A 21,966-nucleotide genomic window follows, 5' to 3' on the forward strand; every position below is an offset into this window, starting at 1 on the left:
GTTTACAAAACTAAAGGTCAGGGCCCCCGATGGGATGGTTACCTCGAAACTCTGGCCGACCACTCCCAGCAGCCCACCGGCTCGCCGTCGATGAGTACGTTACCCCCGTCGAAGTCTTGATAACACAGGTCGTTGAATTGGTGGATCCACACGCCATGGTTGAACGTCTTCTTGGGCGAGCCGTCGGCCTCGCGGTAGCGCCCGGTCAGGTCCTCGACATGGCTAAAGTACGTGAGGTGCACGTTGGCGCCGACAGCGCGCAGGCGAGCCGTGAGCGGCAGCACGGTCTCCTGCGGGATCACGAGCTCATCGCCCTTGGAGTGCGTAAACCACAGCGGCGTCTTGGCAAGGGCGGTCACGTCCTCGTCCGTGGCGTTGTACCACGGCGCGCAGCAGGGAAGGCCCGCCGCGAAGAAATCGGGGTAGTCGGCGCACAGGCGCAGCGTCATAAAGCCGCCGTTGGAAAGGCCAGCGACCACGATACGGTCGGTGTCGATGCGGTCGGCATGCTCGGCGACAAACTCGTCGATGAGCGCCTTAATGACGGGGGAGTAGATGCTCTGGTTGGAGTGGCCGAGCTGCTCAGTGCTGTTGTCCATCCAAAACGTGGGCGACTGCGGCACGAGAACCCAGGCAAAGCCGCCAAAGTAGCGTTGGATCTGCGCCTGGCTGATGGCCGTCACGCGGTTGCCGATATAAGCGCGCGTGGCGCCCTCGCCTTGCGTAGCGCCCTTGCCCTCGCCAGCGCCGTGCAGGTACACCACGAGCGGGGCCTTCTGGGGCACGACTGTCGTTTCGGGCGCGAAGGGGTTGAAGCAGGCGGAGTCCTCGGCCTTAAAGCTGGGCTCAAAGAAGCCGTACTCGAGCGCGATGCCGTTGACGGCGGTCTTTTGCGTGGCATTGCTCCAGCCCTTGAGCGCGGGACAGATGTCGCCGCGGCAGGTGTCAAAGACCAGGCCGCAGGTTGGATCGTCACCGTCATTGCCGGGAAGGGCCGCGAGCTGCGTGATGCGCAGCTGGTCGTCGAGCAAGCGCGAGCCCATCACGCTGCCCTCGATCTTCTTGGTCAGGCGCTGCTCGGCGATCTCGAGCGCCACATGGGTGCCAAAGGCGAGCTTGCGTCCGCACTCATCGCACGGATAGGCGGCGAGGACGTCGACATAGCCTACGGAAGGTGCGGCGTGGTCGGCGCCGCGCTCTTTGCGCATCAGGATCTCGCCCGTGCGTTCATGGCGCTCTACATATATATGGAAGGTGCGCGCATCGATATCGTTGGCGTGAACGGTGCACGGCAGGTCGAGCACGACTTTGCTGATCCAGGGGCCAAAGTCTCCCAGCGTGGTGACGGTTGCGTAGGTGCACGATTTGAGTTCCATGAGCTGCCTCCTCTGCGCCGCGAGTGGTAAACATCAGCGGCAATACAACTTAAACATGTTTAGTTTAATGCAGAGCTACAGAACAGGCAGATGAACTCGGTAAACGGTCAAAATGAACACTCAACAAATTACTAAACATTCGTTTATCACCATTTAGCAGGGCTTTTGTTTATGGGTCAACAAAGAATAGAGGTGTTTACCAAATTAAAAGACCACGTAAATAGGCATTTAGCAGCAGAGCGTCAAATAGACAATCCCTTACCGTTCAAGTACGTTCACCCCCGATTTCCTACCGTTCACCGGACTACAGACGGCAAAATTGCCACAAATTAGACGTTCCGTATAAACTAAAGCCCGTAAACGTTCAGTAAACACATTGTTTACGACAGCGTATCCAAGGGTTCGGTGGCCGTAAGGGGTTATAGTCGCCGAGCCAAAGGCGTGCCTACGCCCAAACGAGTAGGCACACGATGATATGGGGAGGGGTCCCATGGCAGTAGATAACAAGCAGATTGCCACCGATGTCCTCGAGCTCGTGGGCGGTGCGGAGAATGTTTCCGTCGCCACCAACTGCATGACGCGCCTGCGTCTGACGCTCAAGGACAACAACAAGGCCGACGTGGAGAAGATCAAGAAGGTCAAGGGTGTTCTGGGTTGCCAGTTCGCCGGCAGCCAGCTCCAGGTCATCATCGGCCAGAACGTGCCCAAGGTGCTCGCCGAGTTCGTCGCCATGTCCGGCGTCAAGCAGGGTGCCGCGGTCGACGAGAACCTCGATGCTCCCAAGGAGAAGTTCGAGCTCAAGAACCTGCCGAACATCATCCTCGACTATCTGTCGGGCTCCATGACCCAGCTGATCCCGCTGCTCATGGCCGGCGGTCTGTTCCGCACCATCGCTGCGGTCCTCGGTCCCACCATGCTCGGCGTTCTCTCTGACACCGATCCGACCTACACGTTCCTCTACACCACCCTGTACGAGGCCACGTTCACCTTTATCCCCATCTACCTGGGCTATGCCGCCGCTAAGAAGCTCGGCGCCTCTCCGGTTCTGGGCATGCTCCTCGGCGGCGCCCTCATGGCCCCGTCCGTCGTGAGTGTCGCGACCCAGGATGGCGGCGGAATCATCTCCGTCTACGGCATTCAGATCGCCGCTGCCAACTATCAGCAGTCCGTCCTGCCGATTATCCTTTCGGTGCCTGTCCTCTACTTCGTCGAGAAGTTCTTTAAGAAGGTCATGCCCGACGTGCTCTCCACGGTCTTCACGCCGTTCTGCACCATGATCGTTACCATCCCCATCGCCTTCATCGTCCTCGCCCCGCTCGGCAACGAGATCGGCAGCCTCATCGCTAACGCCCTCTTCGGTCTCGCTGACATGGGTGGCGTCGGTATCCTGATCGTCATGGCCGTCCTCGGCGCCTTCTGGCAGCTCTTCGTGGTCTGCGGCATGCACATGCCCGTCATCCTGCTCGCTCAGGTTCAGATCATCGCTGCCGGCTACGATCCCTTCGTCTTCGTTTCCACCAACTGCGCTATGGCCGCTGTCTGGGGCTGCGCCTTCGGTGCCTTCCTCAAGATGAAGAACCCCGACGAGAAGGGTCTCGCCCTGGGCTACGTCATCTCCGCCATCGCCGGCGGCGTCACCGAGCCCGCGCTCTTCGGTATCCTCATGCGCTTCCGTCGCACCATGTTCGGTATGTTCATCGGCGGTGCCATCGGCGCTGTGTTCTCCGGCCTCATGGGTGTTACCTACTACCTGGCCGGCGGTGCCTCCAACTTCCTGGTCTTCACCAACTACCTGCAGGGTGGCCAGATGAACACCGTCTGGGCTATCGTCGGTATGGCAATCTCCTTTGTCATCGCCGCTGCCGTCGTCTTTGCCACTGGCTTCTCCAAGGAGGAGCTCGCCGAGATGGAGGCCTAAGGCCAAACCATTCGGACGCATACGACCTTACCTACACGACAGGGCCCCGTCAGGCGCAAGCCCGGCGGGGCCCTTCTTACAAGGTAGACTGATTGGGGGCGCGCGGCGCCTACTCGCCGGGGCTTGCTAAGCGCCAGGGGCTTTCGCGCGGGGTTACCGCGAAAGAATCTGCCGGTTCGCAACTCCTTTATCAAACGAAAGGGCATGCAGATGAGTTTGGGAAAGCTGACCGTTAACGGTCGTCAGGACGGCTTTTTGTGCGAGGGCAAACCGTTCTTTTGGTTTGCCGATACGTGCTGGAGCGCGTTTACGAGCATTACCGAGGCCGATTGGGACTACTATCTGACCCGTCGCGCCGAGCAGGGCATGAACGTGCTGCAGATCAACACGCTGCCGCAGTGGGACCGCTGCTGTCCCGATCTGGGCATTTGGCCCTATGCCAGCGAGGACGGCGTGCATTTTGATTGGTCCCGTCCCAACCAGGCGTACTGGGACCGTGCTGCCGCCATGTGCCGCGCTGCCGTCGAGCACGGCATTCGTCCGGCACTCGTGCTTATGTGGTGCAACTACGTGCCCGGTACCTGGGGCGCCAAGATTGCTGAGCGTTGCGGTGCCGAGGTTATGCCGCGCGAGGAGGTCCGTGCCCACGTTGCCCGCGTCGTCGAGAACCTGGGCGAGTTCGACCCCGTCTATGTGGTGACGGGCGATACCGACTTTACCAGCGACGAGGCGATCGCCTATTACGAGGATGCCCTCGACGAAGTTGTCCAGCGCGCGCCCGAAGCGTTGCGCACCATGCATATCAACCGCGGCAACCGCACCATTCCGTTGCAGTACCTGGACCGCCTGGACTTCTACATGTTCCAGCCCGGCCACAACTACGAGGGCCAGCCCGAGGCCTGGCGCCTGCCGCAGGACTTTATCGCCAACTATCCCAAAAAGCCGATGGTCAACTCCGAGCCCTGTTACGAGCAGATGGGCGCCTCGCGCAACGTGTACTGGCGGTTCACCGCGCAGGACTGCCGCGCGAGCGTGTGGTCGTCGATCCTCGCCGGCGCCAGTGCAGGTGTGACCTATGGCGCGCACGGCGTTTGGAACTGGCAGACCAGCAAGAGCCAGGGCTCGGTGCTGGGCGAGGGCTTCGATATGCCGTTCCGCTGGCAGGAGTGCCTGCAGTTTGCGGGCGTTTGGGACTTTGGCGCGATCGAGCATGTGCTTGCCGGCCTGGGCGCTACGGCTGGCGATGACGCACTTGCCGTGGTTCCGGCGCAGGAGCTGCTCGATGACGCGCGCGAGGCCATTCGTGTGGCGCGCGTTGGCGATCGCGTCGTCACGTACCTGCCGCGTACCACGGCGCTCAAGTTTAAGCTCGACGGTGCGCGCGACTGGACGGCGACGGTCCTCGACATGGAGGACAAGCGCATCGCCAAGCTGCCCGTCCGCGACAACGGTGACGGCACCGTGCGCGTGGCCCAGCATCCCTTTGAGCGCGACGCGCTGCTCGTGGTCTCGCCGGCGCGTTAAGGAAAACGGAATAACGCAAGAGAAAAGGCCCGGGTGGTAGCCCGGGCCTTTTTGTATCGACACAGCCGTTGCGGTTGGTAATGGCGATTGCATACCGCCGCTCTTAACGGTAGCCCTCCCAGAGGGGAAGGGGAAAGAGGATGTCCTCGAACTTAGACCACTCGGCGGGATAGTCGATCTCGTCGGGTCGCGCCACCCAACGGCCTTCCAATCCGTACATCGCCGCCAGCGCGCACGAGATGGCTTCGGTGGCGTCGATTCCCTCGGGAACGCTCCAGTTAACATCGGGCTCGGGCTCGATAACTCCGCGCGAGCGGTCGTTGAAATACTCGTGCAGGGGGCTCTCCGTGCTCATGGCCTCGGTATTGAGCATCTGGAAGAGCATGACGAGCTCGGGCTGACTGTTGTTCTCCGCCACGAGCAGACGGCAGTATTCGGGAATCTTGGGGCTCTGGCCCTCAAATGCCCCGCCAGGATGAAAGAGGGAGAGATAGTCGTCTAAGGTTGAGCTGCGATCGTAATAGCGACGGATCACCTCGACCAAAAGCCCGTGCTTGCTGCCCACGTAGTGCAGCACGCCCGCCTGGGTGATGCCCACCTCGTCGGCTACCGCCTGGAGCGACATGCCGTTAAAGCCGCGCGCGTTGATAAGCCGCACGGCCGCCGAAACAATCTGGTCAAGGCGTTCCTGCGCCGCAGCGCTGCGTTTCTTTGCCGCGGGTGTGGGAGTTTTCTGAGTGTCCATATAAATCGCGCTGCCTTATTTAGGGCGGCTCGAGTATTGCCGCCAAATGCCTTTTGTATACCCCCATAGCTTACCTCAGCCGTTCAGCGGTTCAAAACAACCGTTTACCGCTCTTATAGGTTACTAAGTACTTAGTAAGCGTACTATACAGGTCGTGGAGTTACTTACTAGTTAGTAAGTAACAACTCAACAGACGCTCGCGAGCAGCCGTACCCCATTCCACGGCCGCCGCATCCAGCGGGTTTGACCCCTTGACCCTTGGTGCACGAGCGCCCTCGCGCATTCCATCGCAGAGAGGATCTATTCCATGGCAAATCAAACCGCCGCGGCGATTGACGAGAACGCCATCGCCCCCGATACCGGAAAGCCCATGACCAAAACCGAGACATGGCGCTTTATGATCGGCTTTATCATCTTCGGAATCATGTGGATGATGTCGGGAACAATCGGCTCCAACGTCTTGTTCCCCGAGCGTTTTAACGGCCTTAATATTGGCCAGCCCGAGGCAATTCTCGCGGCGATGAACTCGGTCGGTTCGATCTTCGCCCTGTTCTCAAATCTCGTTTTCGGCGCGCTTTCCGACCACTGCCACAGCCGCTTTGGCAAGCGCACGCCGTTTATCGTTCTCGGCGGTTTTATCTGCGGCTGTGCTTTCTGGAGCACTTCGGTCGCGACCACACTTCCCATGATCGTCGCCTCCTGGTGCGTGCTGCAGATTGGCCTCAACTGCATGCTTGCCCCTGCTGTTGCCGTGCTTTCCGACCGCATCCCGCTTAACAAGCGCGGCACGCTCTCCGCATTCTATGGCGGCGGCGCAACGGCCGGCCAGTCGATTGGCACCATCATCGGTACGCAGTTCCTCTCCAACCCAGTTCCTGGCTTTATCATCGGCACGGTCTCTTGGTTGCTGACCGGCATCCTCGCCGTCATCATTTGGCCGCGCGAGAAGTCTGCCGCTCTTGACGAGGGCGAGCAGTCTGAGAAGCTCAATCTCAAGTCGCTGCTGCTCATGTTCGTTCCGCCCACCAAGAACTGCCGCGACTTTTATCTGGCGCTCTTTGGCCGTCTGCTCCTCATCTTCGGTTACTTCTGCATCAACGGCTATCAGCTCTATATCCTCGAGAAGTATATCGGTCTTCCCGTGGCAGAAGCCGGCGCAGTTCTTTCGAGTATGTCCGTCGTGATCATGGTCGTGTCGCTTGTCGCCTCGCTTACCTCGGGCGCCATCTCCGACAAGATCGGCCGCCGCAAGCCTATCATCCTCGTCGCAACGATTATGATGTGTATCGGTATCGCCCTGCCCTGGCTACTTAAGTCCGTTATCGGCATGTACGGATTTGCTCTGCTCGCCGGACTTGGCTACGGTATCTACTCTTCCGTGGACCAGGCGCTCAATGTCGATGTTCTGCCCGATAAGGAGAACGCCGGCAAGGACCTGGGCATCCTCAATATCGCCAACACCATCGGTCAGATCCTTGGTCCCATCGTGACCTCGGCAATCGTTGTCGCCACTGGCTCCTATTTCATGGCGTTCCCAATCTCCATCGTGCTCATCGCCGTGGGCTATGTGTCCATCATGCTCATCAAGAGCGCCAAGTAATTTGCCACTCTCTTTCATTCCGTCGGGCTGCGTTCGTGTTGCCCGACGGACTCCGACTATTCAATCGCTTAACTTGGAGGCGTTATCATGACTATCGTCGAGCAGTACAAGGTGTTTAAGCTCGAGCTCGCGGGCACTGCGGCCGGCAATCCCTATGTCGAAGTCGAGCTGTCGGCGCGATTTGACCGCGCGGATGGCCAGGACAGCTTTGAGGTCCATGGCTTCTACAAGGGCAATGGCTGCTACGGAATCAACTTTATGCCCGAGAGTGCCGGTGTCTGGAGCTACACGGTGAGCTCCAATGACCCCGAGCTCGATGGTGCCGCCGGCTCTTTTGAGGCCGTGCCCGCCACGGGCGCCAATCATGGTCGCGTGCTGCTGGCAAAGGATGTGCTCGCCCACGGAGCTCCGTTCATTACTGACGAGGATTTCAACTTTGCCTACGAGGATGGAACGCGCTACCTGCCCTTTGGCACCACATGCTATGCCTGGACCAACCAGGATGTTCAGCTGCAGGAGCAGACGCTCGAGACGCTCGCAGAGGCACCTTTTAACAAGATTCGCATGTGCGTCTTCCCCAAGTTCTACGACTATAACGTTGAGGACCCAGCGATGTATGCCTATGAAGGCGAGAAGGGCGATTTCGACCATTTTCGCTTCTATGAGCCGTTTTGGGAAAACCTCGAGCACCGCATCGAGCAGCTTGACGAGCTGGGCATCCAGGCGGATCTCATCGTTTTGCATCCGTATGACAAGCCTGAGGACTGGGGCTTCTCTCGTATGACGCGCGAGGAGGATATTTTCTACCTGACGTATGTCGCTCGTCGCTTCTCGGCATACAAGAACATTTGGTGGAGCCTTGCCAATGAGTGGGACCTTATGCCGTGGAAGCCGGCCGAGGACTGGGACCGCTATGCCCGTATCATCATGGCGAACGACCCGTATGGTCATCTGCGCAGTATCCACAATTGCCGTGAGATCTTTGACCACAGTCATCCGTGGATTACGCACGTGAGCTACCAGAGGTGCGACCTCAAGAACACAGCCGAGGACGTCACCATGCTGCGCGCGCAGTATAGCAAGCCGGTTTTGATCGACGAGGTCGGCTATGAGGGCAACATCAACTGGGGCTGGGGTAACCTGACCGCTCAGGAACTCGTACGTCGTTTTTGGGAGGGCAGTTTGCGTGGCGGTTATGTGACCCACGGTGAGACCTACGTCGACCGCGGACCCAAGCTGTGGTGGGCGCACGGCGGCAAGCTCTACGGCGATTCGCCCGATCGCATTGGCTTTTGCCGTCGCTACATGGAGGCGCTGCCGGCCGATTTTGACTGGGTGCCCGATGAGGTCGGCATCCTTGACGGTACGTTTACCTGGGATGTCACCTGTATGTCCAACGATCATGGCCACGGGACTGCCGATGTCCTTATGTACTTTGGGTTCAACCGTCCGGCGTATCGTGAGTTTGAGGGCGAGGCGGGCGCTCGTTACAAGGTGAATGTCGTGGACACATGGGACATGACGGAGGAAGAGCTTCCCGGAACCTTTGAGGGCAAGTTCCGCATCGACCTCCCTAGTAAGCAGTATATGTTGCTTCGTCTGACTAAAGTAGAGGCGTAATAATAGAGATAATCGGCTCCGGGCGCGATTTGCTGCACGACCATCATAAGGGCAGCCCCTGTGGTGGTCGCGGCGATGCGCGTTCGGGGCTATGGCACGTGAGGGGCGAATATGCAGGAGTTCTTTGGAATCGATGTGGGCGGCACGGCCGTTAAATGGGCTGTGCTGGGCGAGGATTTTTCCATCCGCGAGCGCGGGAGCCTGCCGACGGGCTTTACCACGGCTGAGGAGACCGTTTCGGCGTTGATCGGGCTCGTCGAGCCGTACCGCGAGCGCGTGAACGCCGTAGGCGTGAGCGCACCCGGCGGTATTTACGAGGGAGATGTCACGGGAACGATCCATCGCGGCGGTGCGCTCACGTTTATGGACGGCTGCCCACTGGGAAAGCTCATGCGCGAGGCGCTGGGGGTGCCGGTTGCCGTCAATAACGACGGTAAGTGCTGTGCACTCGGTGAGTATGCGGCTGGCGCCCTGCGCGGGACGCGTTTTGGCGTGGTACTCGCTATTGGCACGGGCATCGGCGGCGGTATCGTCATCGACGGCAAGGTCCTGCGCGGCGCGCACTGCTTTGCAGGCGAGTTCAGCTTCTTGCGCAACGATGTCACGACTGCCGCGAGCATGGAAAACTCCTTTGCGGGCTCGGGCGGTTGGCGCGCGCTCCGCGATGCCGCCGTTGCCGAGAAGGGCCTGCCTGCGGATTCTCCGGTGGACGGCCGCCGCGTCTTTGAGTGGATCGCGGATGGCGACATAGCGGCGCAGCGCGCGCTCGACCGCTACGCTCGCGCATTTGACGGACAGCTCATCAACCTGCAGGCCGTGCTCGACCCCGAGGTCTTTGTGATCGCAGGCGGCATCTCGTGCCATCCCGAGCTCGTCGATGCCCTGCGTGCGCAGATGCCGCTGGCCCTCGCGAGTTACGAAGGGACCCTTGCTGGCATTCCTGTGCCGCAGATAAAGGTGGCCGAGCTCGGCAACGACGCCAACCTTTACGGTACTGTCCAGGAGGCCATGCGCCTGGTGTAGCGCGAGCCAAACAAGGCTGTCGAAAAAGATAAAGGCCGGCGTGAACCGCCCCTATTTCCTTAGCACGGGAAATGGGGGTGGTTTTACTCATTGGGGACGTACTTAAATGAGCGCAGTTGAAAACACTCCTTGCCGAGCTAGAGGTCGCGCGTGCCCCTTCTGGGCCATGCGGCTCAAAATCTCGGCGTGATGTAGACGACTGGGGTCGAATTAGCAGCATTTCGAGCTTGGTTTTGATATTGAGATTGATTCTTTATTAAAATAGATTCCAGACCAATTAAGCGGCCGGGGGTTAACCGTGAGGGGCATGGGAGACACAACCGCATATCTGCGTCGGGGCATTCGGGAGATTATATGCCTGGCGCTGTTCTTCTTCACGTTTTTGGCGTGCGAGTATCTTTTTGATGTGCGCATAGCCGAGTTCGTGCCATCGAGTGAGGTCGTCATCTACGAGAGCATCGTTGTCGGCGCGAGCGTGATTGGCTTTTTCGTGCGCCCATTTCTGTACTATCGCCGTCCCCAGACGATCGATGCGACGAGCGATATTACAGGCGTGCTTTTGGTATCGGCGTTGCTGCTGATGATTATGGCAGTGCGGTTTGAGGTGGTAATTGCCGGCGGCCTGGTGGCGTGCTGCGCCCTGGGCTACTGCGGATCGACTGCCCACGCAAACTTTGCGCGACGCTTTGCGCGGACGCCCTGCTTGGCGCGCGCCGCAGCACTTTCCTATGCCATGGGCGTTCTGGTACAGGTGTTCAACCACATGGCGATGCCTGTTGGTATTCCTCAGCAGGCTGTTCTGGTCATCTGTGCGATCGCGCAGGTAGCGTTGCTCCACGGTGCCCGACGCGCCAAGCTGCGCGACGAGTCCGATCCCAACTTCGAACCCAGTGCTGCCGGGCTTTCGGTAGATGCTCTGGAATATGGCGCCAAATGGCATGACGATCCCGAGGCAAAGGCGGCATTTCGCCGCACCGTAGTTCGCCTGACCGTGGCGACAGCGTATCTTTCCGGCGTATTCGCCGCTCTCAACGCGGGCCTCACAACCCTGTATGCTACCGGAGCCGTTGATTTGGGTGACTGGCCGCGCCTGCTGCTTGTCGTGAGCTCGTTGGCCGCCGGCGCACTATTTGACCTGCACGACCGCTCGTATATGAATATCGGCATGACATGTGTCGCCATGCTGTCCACGCTTTCGTTCTTTGTGCTCATCATCGATGGCAATGGCGGCAACGAGCTTGCTGCCACGATCATCTTTTATCTGGGCTCGGGCTTCTTTGTGGTGTTCTTTACCACAAAATTCGCCGCCATCTCACTCTATGCGCGCTGGTCATATTTTTGGCCGTGCATGGGTCGCGTCGTCAACAACGTGTGCTCGATGCTCGTGACGGCGCCGGCGGTGGCGATCATCTCGAGTCAAAACGTGCTGGTGGCAGTCGGCGCGGCGCTCGTGATGTTTGTGGGTATTGCGATTACGCTGCTGGGGCAGTTGGGGCAACGGGCCGATGATGTCGTGATGCAGGACGGCCTGCCGCTTGCCACTGATGATCTTGGTGGGGATCTTGCGCCCACATGCTCCGACTCCGAGCCCGTGGAGGCAGCGGAGCTCACGTCCGATGAACGCCTCGATGCCTTCGTCGCCACCTTTGAGCTTACAGAGCGCGAGCGCGATATTCTTGAGGCCTTGGTCGTTTCGGACCAGAGCGTTCAGGACATCGCCGCAACGCTTTTCCTTTCGCGCTCCACGCTCTACCGTCACATTTCCTCGATCAACAAAAAGACCGGCACCGCCTCGCGCGTGGCCCTTATCAACTTCTTCTGGTCCTGGACACCAAATGACTAACGTGTGAGACGCCGACCAGTCCCTTACTCTAACGGGGGTGTGGCCTCAAAGCGCGCCCGCATCGACGCTTCGCCTGCGCTAAACTGGAAGGCACGTACGCGATTACGAGAGGAGCCCGCATGGAGGCTTACAAGCAAGAGTTCATCAAGTTCATGGTCGAGTCCGACGTTCTTAAGTTCGGCAGCTTTACGCTCAAGAGCGGCCGTCAGTCCCCGTTCTTTATGAACGCCGGCGCTTACGTGACGGGCTATCAGCTCAAGAAGCTGGGCGAGTATTACGCCCAGGCCATCCACGATAACTTTGGCGACGACTTTGATGTGCTGTTTGGACCGGCCTACAAGGGTATTCCGCTGGCCGTCGTGACCGCAATTGCCTACCACGAGCTGTACGGCAAGGAGGTCAAGTACTGCTGCGACCGCAAGGAGGCCAAGGACCACGGTGCCGACAAGGGCAACCTGCTGGGCTATGAGCCTCAGGACGGCGACCGCGTGGTCATGGTCGAGGACGTCACCACCAGCGGTAAGTCCATCGATGAGACCTATCCCAAGGTCAAGGCTGCTGCCGATGTCGAGATCAAGGGCCTCATCGTGTCTCTCAACCGCATGGAGGTCGGCAAGGGCGGCGTGACCACCGCGCAGAAGGAGATCGAGGCCAAGTACGGCTTCCCCGTCGCGAGCATCGTTTCCATGGCCGAGGTCGTCGAGACTCTCTACAACCACGAGATCGACGGCAAGGTCGTCATCGACGACGAGCTCAAGGCCGCCATCGACGCTTACTACGAGCAGTACGGAGCACAGGAGTAGGTGGTTACGCGGGTCTACCAACCCGCGTAACGGCCCGACGCTGCGCGCCGCCCAGGGCGACAATTTGTCATTCAAAAGGCGAGGCATGACCAGAAGGTCTATGCCTTGCCTTTTTCATGCCAACTTGTTCGCTCTGGACGTCGCTCACTGTCCGTCCTCTTCTTGCGGCGTTGCCTTGCTCCGGATGGGTAGTCATTGGGGACGTTCTTAAATGACTAGTCAGAAATGAGCGTGGATAATCTCCCGGTTTTGGTCTATGTACGGCCTCAAAGTGGGAGATTATCCACGCTCGTCGCTACTTGAGCCCCGGGAGGCGGGTGTAGGGGAACGAGCGCTCCAGGAATTCGGAGCAGTGGGCGTAGTCTTTGGCGAAGTAGCTGCTGTAGAGCGAATCGAGCACGTATTGCACGGCGATATGGCTGGCGAACTGCGTGATGCGATGCGTCATGCTCTCGTGGTCACTCACCGTAAGGTAGGCGGCAAAGCCAGGGTGAATGCGCGCGCAATAAGGCGTGCCGATGACGATGACCGGGACATGTCGACTGCTGAGGATCGGCAAGATGTCCTTGAGGTTGGGGGCAAGGCCGCTGTAGGAGATGACGATTGCCGCATGGTCGGGGCCCGAGGCGAGCGCCGTTCGCACCTGGGCCTCGACACCGTCGTGGCACGTCGCGCTTTTACCGGCGGAGAGCAGGCGGTCGCGGAACATTCCCGCTGGATAGAGGTTGTGCGAGCCCGTGTAGATGTCGACCTGTCGGGCGTTCGCAATGAGCTTGGCGGCGTGGTCAAGCTGCGTGGGGTCGAGCAGCTCCTGCGTTTCGGCCAGCGTGGTCTGGTAGAGCCCCTCCATGCGCTCCATAACCTGCGCGGGGCTGGACGTAGCATCAAAGGGAAAGTTGATGTCCACGTCGCGCCGGTTGCCCGCCTCGGTTGCCAAGCGAATAAGCTCGACCTTGAGGTCTTTGAATCCCTCGAGGCCGAGCTTTTTGCAAAAACGGTGCACACTCGCGACCGAAACGTTGGTGCGTGCGGCAAATTCCTTAATAGAAAGCCCGCGGATGTCCTCGCCGATGGCAAGGGCTGCAATGCCGAGCTGTTGCTCGGTAGGGGTAAGGCCCTGTGCCTCGGAAATCTTGCGTTTGATATCCATGCGAACTCCCACACTCAACAAACCTGCCAAAAAGGGACAGGTTTATTTTGGCAGGTTTTGCCCGCAAAGGGTAACGGGGCCGAGGATGCCGCTCGGGGCGACGGGTTCGGTGAGACCGAAGATGTCGGGAATCGCATGATCGAGCGTGTTGATGATGTCGATCGTGAGCTCATGCGCACCGGTGGAAAGTGCGCCGGCGGCAAAACGGTAGGGCGGGCAGATGCGTGTGCCGAGCGGGCGCCCATCGAGCGCGAGCGTCGCGGTTTCGTAGACGTCTCCTAGGTCGATCATGGCGTCGGCGCAATCGTTGGCCAGCTCAAACGACGCATGATATCGGTAGGTGCCGCAGGTGCCGGTGAACAGGTCGGCCGTAAGGTCGCCCAGGTGTTTGAGCTCTTGTGCTTCACCAAAGGCGCCATTGCTGCCGGCAGGGGAGAGGGCAACGGTCCATGGGCCTTCGATGCGCAGGTCGAGCGATGCATCAGCGTCGATTGCGCCGTCTCCGGGCGCATCCTCGCTGCTCGCTTCCAAAACAACGAAGCAGCTCTCGAAGGGTGCGAGCTCCAACGCACCGTCAAACGCAACGGGCTCGATACCGTTTAACAGGTCGAGCCGCGTGCCGCAAAGGCGCTCGCCTGTCGCAAGCGCAACCGTGCAGTCGATGCGCTCGCGTGGGTGCTCGTTGACGAGCATAACGTAGGTCTCGCCGGCGCGCTCGTAACGAAGCGCGCGTAGCCAGGGTTGCGGTGTGTCAGGCACAACGGTCTGCAGTCCCGCGCTTGCAAGCGCGCGGGCGACATCGGCGAGCGGCGTTGCGACGAGTCCTCCCAGCTCGACAGCGCCATCGGAATCGTAGAATGCGCCGGGCACCTCGTCGACGGCAAGCACCATAACGCCTGCATCCGTCATGTATCTCGCCGCCTTTGCCGTCTCCGCGCCAATAAACGTAGCACCGGGCATAACAAATGCCTGGTAGTGGCAGTTGTTAACACCAAGCAATCCATCGGCAATCGAAACCTTGTAGCGGCTCTTGTCCTCAAAAGCCTCGGCGGGCACAAAATCAAAGTCGATCTGCGCGCGCGTGAACTCTGCCGCCACGCGCTCGATAGGCATGGCGCTACCGGCCCATTCGGCATCGGCATGGTACAGGATGGCGACGGGGCGCGTGGCACAGCCTTCCGAAAGCAGCGTTGCCGTACGGTTCATATAGCTCATGAGCTGGCCAAAGTGCGGCCACTGCGGGTTATTGCCGTGCGCGTAAAAGTGCGGCGGGCAGTCCCAATCGGGGAAGGGCGCCATGCTAAACGCGTGCGGCGTAAACCAATTGACGCCGCGGACGAGCATGTGGTCGGCAATCCATTTCATCTCGCGCAAGCCCTCGTGCCAGCCAAAGGCGCCAAAGACCTCGGCCATGCAGCGCCCTTGCTTTTTGGGGTCGAGGCGCGCGGCCGAAGAGCCCAGTTTGGCAAGCGCGTAGGTAAAGAACTCCATGTTCCATGCGCCATGGAAGTAGCTGTAAGGGCCGTGGTCGATGCCGGGGGCGAGCTGGTTAATAACCACATCGATGCCCGCCATGTCCTGACCGGCGACAGCGCGGAAGTAGTGCCCAGCGCCCTGGCCCAAGCGTGTGTGGCAGCTCTTGTCCTCGATTACATGGCCAATGTGCATAACGCCGCGCTCGCGGCACCAGTCACCAATCTGCTCGTCAAAGCACGCACGGTAGAGTTGCGTGGCGATGTCCATGTAGGTGTGGCGGACCCGAGCGCCGGCGGGGTCGCGCGTCCAAAGCCCGCGGAGCTCACTCAGCCAATTTGTGCCCAGTGCCTCGTGCAGGCGTCGCGCAAGTTCGTCCGACCATGGCAGCGCCATGTCACCGCGTCCGATAAAGCTGCTGGTAGAAGCGTCTTCGAGGGTCGCACCCTTCTCGTTCATAAAGCCAGGCTCATCGGTAAAGAACCCCAGAATGGTCTTGCCGAACTCGTCGCCCAGATGCGTGAATGTGGGTTCGTAGACGGCGTTGATGAGCATGCGGCACGAATCGGCGTCGACCATGTTGATGTATTCATCGCGAAAGCCGGTCTTTTGGCTGGTGACGTAGAGCTCGAGGGTGGTGACGCCGGCGGGAGCGTCAAAGCGCAGGCAGGCGGGAGTGCCGCCCTCGGTTTGCTCAACGGCGAGCTCAAGGTCGAGCGATGCGCCGGCAGCGTCAAAACCCGCCGCGCCCACAAAGTGCTCCGTGGGATCCATGAGGTTGCCGAGCTTGATGGTCGTGGACGGCTGGGGTCCAACGACCGTTACCGTGTGATGCTTAAGCACAGTCTTCTTGAGCGCGGGGTCTACATCCTCGCCTGCAAGCGCGCCGTTGGCGTAGCCCGTGGGAAAGTGGGCATCATCGAGCAGCCAGATCTTAAGGCCCAGGCGCTTGCACTCGCCAATGATAAAACGCAGGTCGGACCACCAGTCGTCGCGGCAAAATTCGGGATGCGTGCGCGACTCAAGGCAGACCTCATGGATGTCTGCGCCGGCAATCTGCTCTAAGTATTCGGTAATCGTCTCGCGTTCTTCGCCCTTGAGCCACAAGAACGGAAGCACATGGTTGCCGTATGCTGCCATATCCACTCCTCTAAAACCAACCTTTTAAATCGATTGAAGTCAGGGTACGTCGTCCGCGCTGCCCTGCTAATATCAAAACCACGGCAGAATATGACTAAATCAACGATGGTGGAGCTATGGATATCGCACGTTTAGACAATCTTTTGCTCGAGCTGACCGATAGCGAGCGCGCATACCGCGCGGGTGCCCGCTATGACTGGTGCGATGCGTTCGACTGGGATTTTCAGCCGGAAATCGACGATAATCACGTCCATAAGATCGGCAATCGAATGCGCGCTCTGCATCAAAAAGGTATGCCCGAGGGCCTGTCAATTGTGCGCAACTCGCGTTTCAATCCCGTACCGGAGCACGTGCACGACTATGTCGAAATCAGCTATGTCTATTGCGGAAACGCGCCGCAGATTGTCAACGGCGCACAACTCACACTCGCCCAAAATGAGGTGCTCCTGCTCGATGCGGCATGTCCGCACGCCATAGGCGAGCTGGGTGAGCATGACATTATGCTGAGCATTGTCATCTCGCGGCCGATGTTGCGCCGCAGCCTGGATCAGAGCCTTTCGTCCGCAGGTACTGTCTCGCGATTTCTACTCAACGCCCTCAATGACGAAACCGACCACCGCGGTCACGTGCATTTCCGCACGGGTGGCAGCCGTCGCGTGCGCCGGTACATGCAGGAGATGCTCTGCGAACTCCTGGAGCCGACAGCGGCGAGTCCTCAGATTGCCTCGAGGCTGTTCGAGCTGCTGCTGGTCGAGCTTATGCAAAGCTACGAGGCCGCGCTGCTGCAAACGGACGCGCCCGCACTTCCCTCGGCGCAGGTTGCGGCGGCGATGAGCTACATCGAGCGGCATGCTTGCGATTGCACACTCGACGACTTAGCCCACCACCTGCACCTGAGTCCCAACTACGCGAGCGCGCTGCTCAAGCGGCAGACGGGCCGCACGTTTATGCAGCTCGTGCAGGAGAGCCGCCTGACACGCGCGGCGGCTCTACTCGACACCGGTGCTACTGCAGAGGCCGCAGCGCGCGAGGTGGGCTATGCCAATATGAGCTTCTTCTACAAAAAATTTGCCGAGCGCTATGGCTGCACGCCGGCCGCCTACCGCCGGCGTTTGCCCAGATAAAACCTTCCAAAATAAACCTGTCCCTTTGTTGGTCGGTATCAGGAAGTGTCAGGGACGGGGCGGCGGCGGTCCGTGGGCGCGAAAAGAAGTGTCGGGTTTGGCGCGCCCGCTTCTGCCCGTCCCGTGCGCAGGCGATACTCGGATTATCGACCCGCGATGCAAAGGAGATGCTCATGGCAAACATCAAGTTCCCCAAGGGTTTCTATTGGGGTGGCGCCACCGCCGCCAACCAGTTTGAGGGCGCTTGGAACGTGGACGGCCGCGGTCCTTCCGTCGACGACCATTTCTTGGGCGGCAGCTACAAGGAGCCACGTCAGATTACGATCGACATCGACCCCAACCGCTTCTACCCCAATCATGACGGTATCGATTTCTACCATCACTACGAGGAAGACATCGCGCTGTTCGCCGAGATGGGCTTCAATATGTTCCGCATGTCCATCTCCTGGAGCCGTATCTTCCCCAACGGCGACGACGCTGAGCCCAATGAGGCCGGTCTCGCCTTCTACGACCGCGTCTTCGACTGCCTGCACGCCCACAATATCGAGCCGCTCGTGACCCTCTCGCACTACGAGATGCCCTATCACCTGGTCGAGAAATACAACGGCTGGGCGAGCCGCGAGCTCATCAGCTTCTTTGAGAAGTACTGCCAGACCGTCTTCGACCGCTATCAGGACAAGGTCAAGTTCTGGCTCACCTTCAACGAGATCAACTGCGGTACTCAGGACATGGGCAACCTCTTTGAGACCAGCATGATTCAGGGCTTTGAGGGTCCGGCATCGGCGGTCCATACCACGCCGCAGGCTCGTATGCAGGCGCTGCATCACCAGTTTGTCGCCAGCGGCCGCGTCGTGCGCTATGCCCACGAGCATTACCCGCAGTTTAAGATGGGCAACATGGACTGCTTCATCCTCTCCTATGCCGCCACGTGCGATCCGGCCGACGTGTTCGCCACGCAGCAGGAGATGAACACCATGAACTGGTATTGCTCCGACGTACAGGTGCGCGGCAAGTACCCGTTCTATGCCAAGCGCTTCTGGGCCGAGAACGATGTTGAGCTCGTGATGGAGGACGGCGACCTGCAGGATATCGCCGACGGCAAGGTTGATTTCTACACCTTTAGCTACTACATGTCCGGCACCGTGGGCACCCACAAGGACCACGAGATGACCGAGGGCAACATGACCTTTGGCGGCAAGAATCCCTATCTGGAGTCCACCGACTGGGGCTGGCAGATCGATCCGCTGGGCCTGCGCATTGCCCTCAACGAGATTTACGCCCGCTACGAGATTCCGCTGATGGTGGTCGAGAACGGCATGGGTGCCTACGACGAGGTCGAGGAGGACGGCTCCATCCACGACCCGTACCGCATCGCCTATCTGCAGAGCCACATCAAGGCTATGGGCGAGGCCATCGCCGACGGCGTTGACCTGATCGCCTACACCTGGTGGGGTCCCATCGACCTGGTTTCCGCCGGCACTGGCGAGATGCGCAAGCGCTACGGCTTCATCCACGTCGATAAGTACGACGACGGCACCGGTACCTACGAGCGCCGCCGCAAGGACAGCTTCTTCGCATATCAGAAGATCATCAAGTCCAACGGCACCGAGGGCTTGGAGTAATCGACAATATGAGTGCCACTGGTAAAAGGTTTTGGGAAGGGCTTGGAAGGGCTTGCGATTCGAGCCCTCACCTTAGCAATTTGATCATTTGGCACTATAATCACCATAGGCATGCGCATAACGTTGCGCTTAATCAAAAGGAGAAAACGTATGGGTCTGTTTGACATGTTCAAGAAGAAGGCTGAGCCCGCGGCAGCTGCTGCTCCGGCCTCCATCTCTGCTTCTGCCGGTGCCGACGTGCTGTGCTCGCCCGTCAAGGGCAAGGTCATCAAGATGGCCGACGTGCCCGATCCCGTCTTTGGTGGCGAGGTTCTGGGCAAGGGCTGCGCCGTGTGGCCCGAGGACGACCTGGTCTACGCTCCCTGCGACGGCAAGGTGACCGTCACCATGGGTCACGCCGTGGGCCTGCAGTCCGATAGCGGCATCGAGGTTCTGGTGCACGTTGGCGTCGATACTGTCAACATGAACGGCGACGGCTTCGAGGGCTTCGTCAAGGCCGACGACGTCGTGAAGGCCGGCCAGCCCTTGCTCAAGATCGACCGCGCCAAGATCGCTGCCGCCGGTTACAAGGACTGCGTCGTCGTGGCCGTGTCCAACACCGCCGAGTTTGCCGATGTCGAGCTCGCCGTCGAGGCCGAGTCTGCCGTCGCCGCCGGTGACGCCATCGTTAAGGTCGTCCGCAAGTAGTCTGCGGCATCCAGAAGATGCACAAGGGTGGTCGGGTTATCCGGCCACCCTTTTTTAATAGGCTAAGCAGGTGCATTTTATTGCAGGGGGCTTGCTTTAAGGGCCATTCGTTCGTCAAATTGATCCGCCTGCGCTTTTGCGACGCAGGGGGTTGGGCCGGGCCGCTAATATGGACTTACTGTCACGACGTGCGCTGCGTAGGGAGCGCGGCGCCGCTTGTTTGGAGGAATGTCATGAAAAAGAAGCTGCTGCTTGCGCCCCTGATGGCTGCCCTGGTCGCGTGCGTGGTTTTGCTTTCCGGCTGCGGAGGGCCTTCGGTGGAGGAGCTCATCACCAATGACCTTACGAGTCAGTTTGACGAGATCAAGAACGGCGGCGATGACTTCCTCTCCGGCCTGGAAGAGGCTTCGGGCGACGAGTTTGAGCAGCTGGGCATCGATCCCAAGGAGTATGCCAAGAGCTATCTCGAGGGCTTTGACTACAAGATCGGCGATGTGACGGTTGACGAGGACAAGGGTACTGCGACTGCCGAGGTCACCATCACCTGCAAGTCCATGAACAAGATCGTCGAAGATTTTGCCACCCAGTATCAGGAGAAGGTCGCCGCACTCGATACGACGCCTTCCGAGGACGACCTGTACAAGATGGCCGGTCAGGTGATGGTCGACGTGACCAAGGCCGCTAAGACCAAGGACACCAAGGTCACCTTTAAGTATTCCGCCAACGAGGATAACGAGTGGTCTGCCGACGATTCCGCAACCACCGAGATGATGAATGCGATGATGAGCTAGTTCGTTGCGGCGTTTTACCAAACGCCGCAACTGCTCGACGCTGCAAGCCCGCCAGAGCGGCAATCTGCCTTTCAACTTCGGCGGCATGACCAGAAGGTCAATGCCGCCTTGTTTCAAGGCACCTTGCTCGCTCTGGCGGGCTTTCGCTGTCGTTGCCAAAACAACGGCGTTCTCTTGGCTGGCTTAAAGTGGCACTTGTGCCTGTGGCGTTGCCATCGCTGTCGAAGGCGGCACTTGGGGACGTTCCTTTTCTGCCGGCAGTCGGGGACATTTCTTTGTTGCGGGGGCAACTAAAAGAGTCCCGTCCCACATTAGCTACCCGTGGAAGGGATGAGCGGTTACTCGCCCAGCACCAGCGCCGCGAGCTCTGCTTGGGTGTCCACCACGTAGTCGGCGCCGGCGGCTTCCAGCTCTGCGCGGCCGCGGAAGCCCCAGCTGACGCCCGCGCTCTTAAGGCCGGCGTTGTGGCCGGTCAGGATATCGACATTGGAATCGCCCACATAGAGTGTGGTTGCCGGATCGGCACCCAGCTCCTCCATCACATGCAGCGTGACGGGTGCTTCGGGCTTGGGTGGAAACGCATCGACACGGCCCTGTACCAGCGCAAAGCGCTCGGAACCAAAATACTTCTCGATAAGCGGAGCCGCCGAGACGTGGTCCTTGTTAGTGAGCACGGCAAGCTGCACACCCGCGGCGCGCAGGCGGTCGAGCATCTCGATCGTGCCGGCATAGGGGGCAGTGTGGTCCTCCTTGTGCTCGCCGTAGTAAGCCCTAAATTCGGCAAGCGACTGCTCAAAGGCGCGCCCGTCGCCCGCATACTCGGCGGGCATAAAGCGCTCGACCAGCTTGAGCATGCCGTTTCCCACCTTATAGCGGTATTCGTCAACGGCAAACGTGGGCCAACCGTGCATCTCGCAGGTATGGTTACCGGCGGCTGCCAGGTCCTCGAGCGTGTTGAGGATGGTGCCGTCAAGGTCAAAGATCACGGTGGAAAAAGCTGCCATAGGTACGCTCCCATCAAGATGACTCATCAAAACGGCACCCATGATAGCGCGTGCCGTTCCAGTCGGGCATGAGCGGGCCAAATGTCCCTCGTGGGACTGAGGGGGCCAAAAGTCCCCGTTAAAACGCTTAAATGGCCTCTAACAGGTACATTTGGCCCCCTCAGCCCCACGGGGGACACTCGGCCCGCTCAATCTTGCGCACGGGGCTTATCGGCCTGTTCAACCCTGCGGGGAATGCCGCCTGCCAGATGCAAACGACCGGTCACGGGTTGTTACGAGTGCCGTGTCCATACTTCCTTAACACATAAGATAAGCTGATAACTGCATATTCAATCCGATTTACCCAGCTAAAGTGTTCTCATTACGCATATTGTCGGTGGGTAGTTCGGGCTCCGTGTGGAGGGGAGAACGTATGAGGTTACCGGCTTTTGCTAAGAAGGCGTTTAGGGGGTGTTCCTATAGTTTTGTCAACTGGGAAATGCTGCCCGCGCGACTGAATCGCGGCATGCTGACGCCAGGCCAT

At 59.6% G+C, this 21,966-nt stretch carries 16 protein-coding genes; 11 read left to right on the forward strand and 5 right to left on the reverse strand.

The window, feature by feature from the left end:
* Positions 1-38: 38 nt before the first annotated feature.
* Positions 39-1,376, reverse strand: coding sequence for a prolyl oligopeptidase family serine peptidase (locus AB5Z20_RS09180; RefSeq protein ID WP_161160612.1), 1,338 nt, complete (start codon positions 1,374-1,376; stop codon positions 39-41).
* Between the two features lie 490 nt (positions 1,377-1,866).
* On the opposite strand from AB5Z20_RS09180, the gene AB5Z20_RS09185 reads away from it, so the two are divergent.
* Both AB5Z20_RS09185 and AB5Z20_RS09190 read left to right on the forward strand, forming a co-directional pair.
* Positions 1,867-3,294, forward strand: coding sequence for a PTS transporter subunit EIIC (locus tag AB5Z20_RS09185; RefSeq protein ID WP_368157063.1), 1,428 nt, complete (start codon positions 1,867-1,869; stop codon positions 3,292-3,294).
* Positions 3,295-3,504: 210 nt separating this feature from the next.
* On the forward strand, positions 3,505-4,818 hold the full coding sequence (locus tag AB5Z20_RS09190) for an apiosidase-like domain-containing protein (protein ID WP_161160610.1): 1,314 nt from the start codon (positions 3,505-3,507) through the stop codon (positions 4,816-4,818).
* 103 nt (positions 4,819-4,921) lie between these two features.
* Here AB5Z20_RS09190 and AB5Z20_RS09195 read toward each other — a convergent pair whose 3' ends face one another.
* The gene (locus AB5Z20_RS09195; protein ID WP_368145617.1) at positions 4,922-5,563 is read right to left on the reverse strand and encodes a TetR/AcrR family transcriptional regulator; all 642 of its coding nucleotides are present in this window, start codon (positions 5,561-5,563) and stop codon (positions 4,922-4,924) included.
* Between the two features lie 307 nt (positions 5,564-5,870).
* Here AB5Z20_RS09195 and AB5Z20_RS09200 point away from each other — a divergent pair, with 307 nt between their 5' ends.
* The 5 genes from AB5Z20_RS09200 (at position 5,871) to pyrE (ending at position 12,452) form a co-directional block, all read left to right on the forward strand.
* Complete coding sequence (locus AB5Z20_RS09200) at positions 5,871-7,163, forward strand: MFS transporter (RefSeq protein ID WP_156597836.1); 1,293 nt, start codon at positions 5,871-5,873, stop codon at positions 7,161-7,163.
* A gap of 87 nt (positions 7,164-7,250) precedes the next feature.
* Positions 7,251-8,783 carry a DUF5605 domain-containing protein gene (locus AB5Z20_RS09205; RefSeq protein ID WP_368157065.1) on the forward strand — a complete coding sequence of 511 codons (1,533 nt, stop codon included), beginning with the start codon at positions 7,251-7,253 and terminating at the stop codon, positions 8,781-8,783.
* Between the two features lie 111 nt (positions 8,784-8,894).
* Positions 8,895-9,806 carry an ROK family protein gene (locus AB5Z20_RS09210; protein ID WP_161160607.1) on the forward strand — a complete coding sequence of 304 codons (912 nt, stop codon included), beginning with the start codon at positions 8,895-8,897 and terminating at the stop codon, positions 9,804-9,806.
* Between the two features lie 307 nt (positions 9,807-10,113).
* A complete protein-coding gene (locus AB5Z20_RS09215; RefSeq protein WP_161160606.1) occupies positions 10,114-11,649 on the forward strand; it encodes a helix-turn-helix transcriptional regulator in 1,536 nt (511 codons plus the stop codon).
* 119 nt (positions 11,650-11,768) lie between these two features.
* Positions 11,769-12,452, forward strand: a complete 684-nt coding sequence (pyrE, locus tag AB5Z20_RS09220) for an orotate phosphoribosyltransferase (protein ID WP_368157067.1) — start codon at positions 11,769-11,771, stop codon at positions 12,450-12,452.
* Between the two features lie 295 nt (positions 12,453-12,747).
* Here pyrE and AB5Z20_RS09225 read toward each other — a convergent pair whose 3' ends face one another.
* Together AB5Z20_RS09225 and AB5Z20_RS09230 are read right to left on the reverse strand one after the other, a co-directional pair.
* The gene (locus tag AB5Z20_RS09225; protein WP_368157068.1) at positions 12,748-13,602 is read right to left on the reverse strand and encodes a MurR/RpiR family transcriptional regulator; all 855 of its coding nucleotides are present in this window, start codon (positions 13,600-13,602) and stop codon (positions 12,748-12,750) included.
* 42 nt (positions 13,603-13,644) lie between these two features.
* Positions 13,645-16,215: a hypothetical protein gene (locus tag AB5Z20_RS09230; protein ID WP_368157070.1), complete on the reverse strand. Its 2,571-nt coding sequence runs from the start codon at positions 16,213-16,215 to the stop codon at positions 13,645-13,647.
* A 116-nt stretch (positions 16,216-16,331) separates the two neighbouring features.
* Here AB5Z20_RS09230 and AB5Z20_RS09235 point away from each other — a divergent pair, with 116 nt between their 5' ends.
* The 4 genes from AB5Z20_RS09235 (at position 16,332) to AB5Z20_RS09250 (ending at position 20,439) form a co-directional block, all read left to right on the forward strand.
* Complete coding sequence (locus AB5Z20_RS09235; RefSeq protein ID WP_368157072.1) at positions 16,332-17,339, forward strand: AraC family transcriptional regulator; 1,008 nt, start codon at positions 16,332-16,334, stop codon at positions 17,337-17,339.
* A gap of 173 nt (positions 17,340-17,512) precedes the next feature.
* Positions 17,513-18,961 carry a glycoside hydrolase family 1 protein gene (locus tag AB5Z20_RS09240; protein WP_368157074.1) on the forward strand — a complete coding sequence of 483 codons (1,449 nt, stop codon included), beginning with the start codon at positions 17,513-17,515 and terminating at the stop codon, positions 18,959-18,961.
* Positions 18,962-19,111: 150 nt separating this feature from the next.
* Complete coding sequence (locus AB5Z20_RS09245) at positions 19,112-19,648, forward strand: PTS sugar transporter subunit IIA (protein WP_117758613.1); 537 nt, start codon at positions 19,112-19,114, stop codon at positions 19,646-19,648.
* 233 nt (positions 19,649-19,881) lie between these two features.
* Positions 19,882-20,439 carry a hypothetical protein gene (locus tag AB5Z20_RS09250; RefSeq protein WP_368157076.1) on the forward strand — a complete coding sequence of 186 codons (558 nt, stop codon included), beginning with the start codon at positions 19,882-19,884 and terminating at the stop codon, positions 20,437-20,439.
* Positions 20,440-20,777: 338 nt separating this feature from the next.
* On the opposite strand, the gene AB5Z20_RS09255 is transcribed toward AB5Z20_RS09250, so the two are convergent.
* Complete coding sequence (locus AB5Z20_RS09255; RefSeq protein WP_368157078.1) at positions 20,778-21,443, reverse strand: HAD family hydrolase; 666 nt, start codon at positions 21,441-21,443, stop codon at positions 20,778-20,780.
* Positions 21,444-21,966: the final 523 nt, after the last annotated feature.

This window comes from Collinsella aerofaciens, from assembly GCF_040910245.1.
In the GTDB taxonomy this organism is placed as follows: Bacteria; Actinomycetota; Coriobacteriia; order Coriobacteriales; family Coriobacteriaceae; genus Collinsella.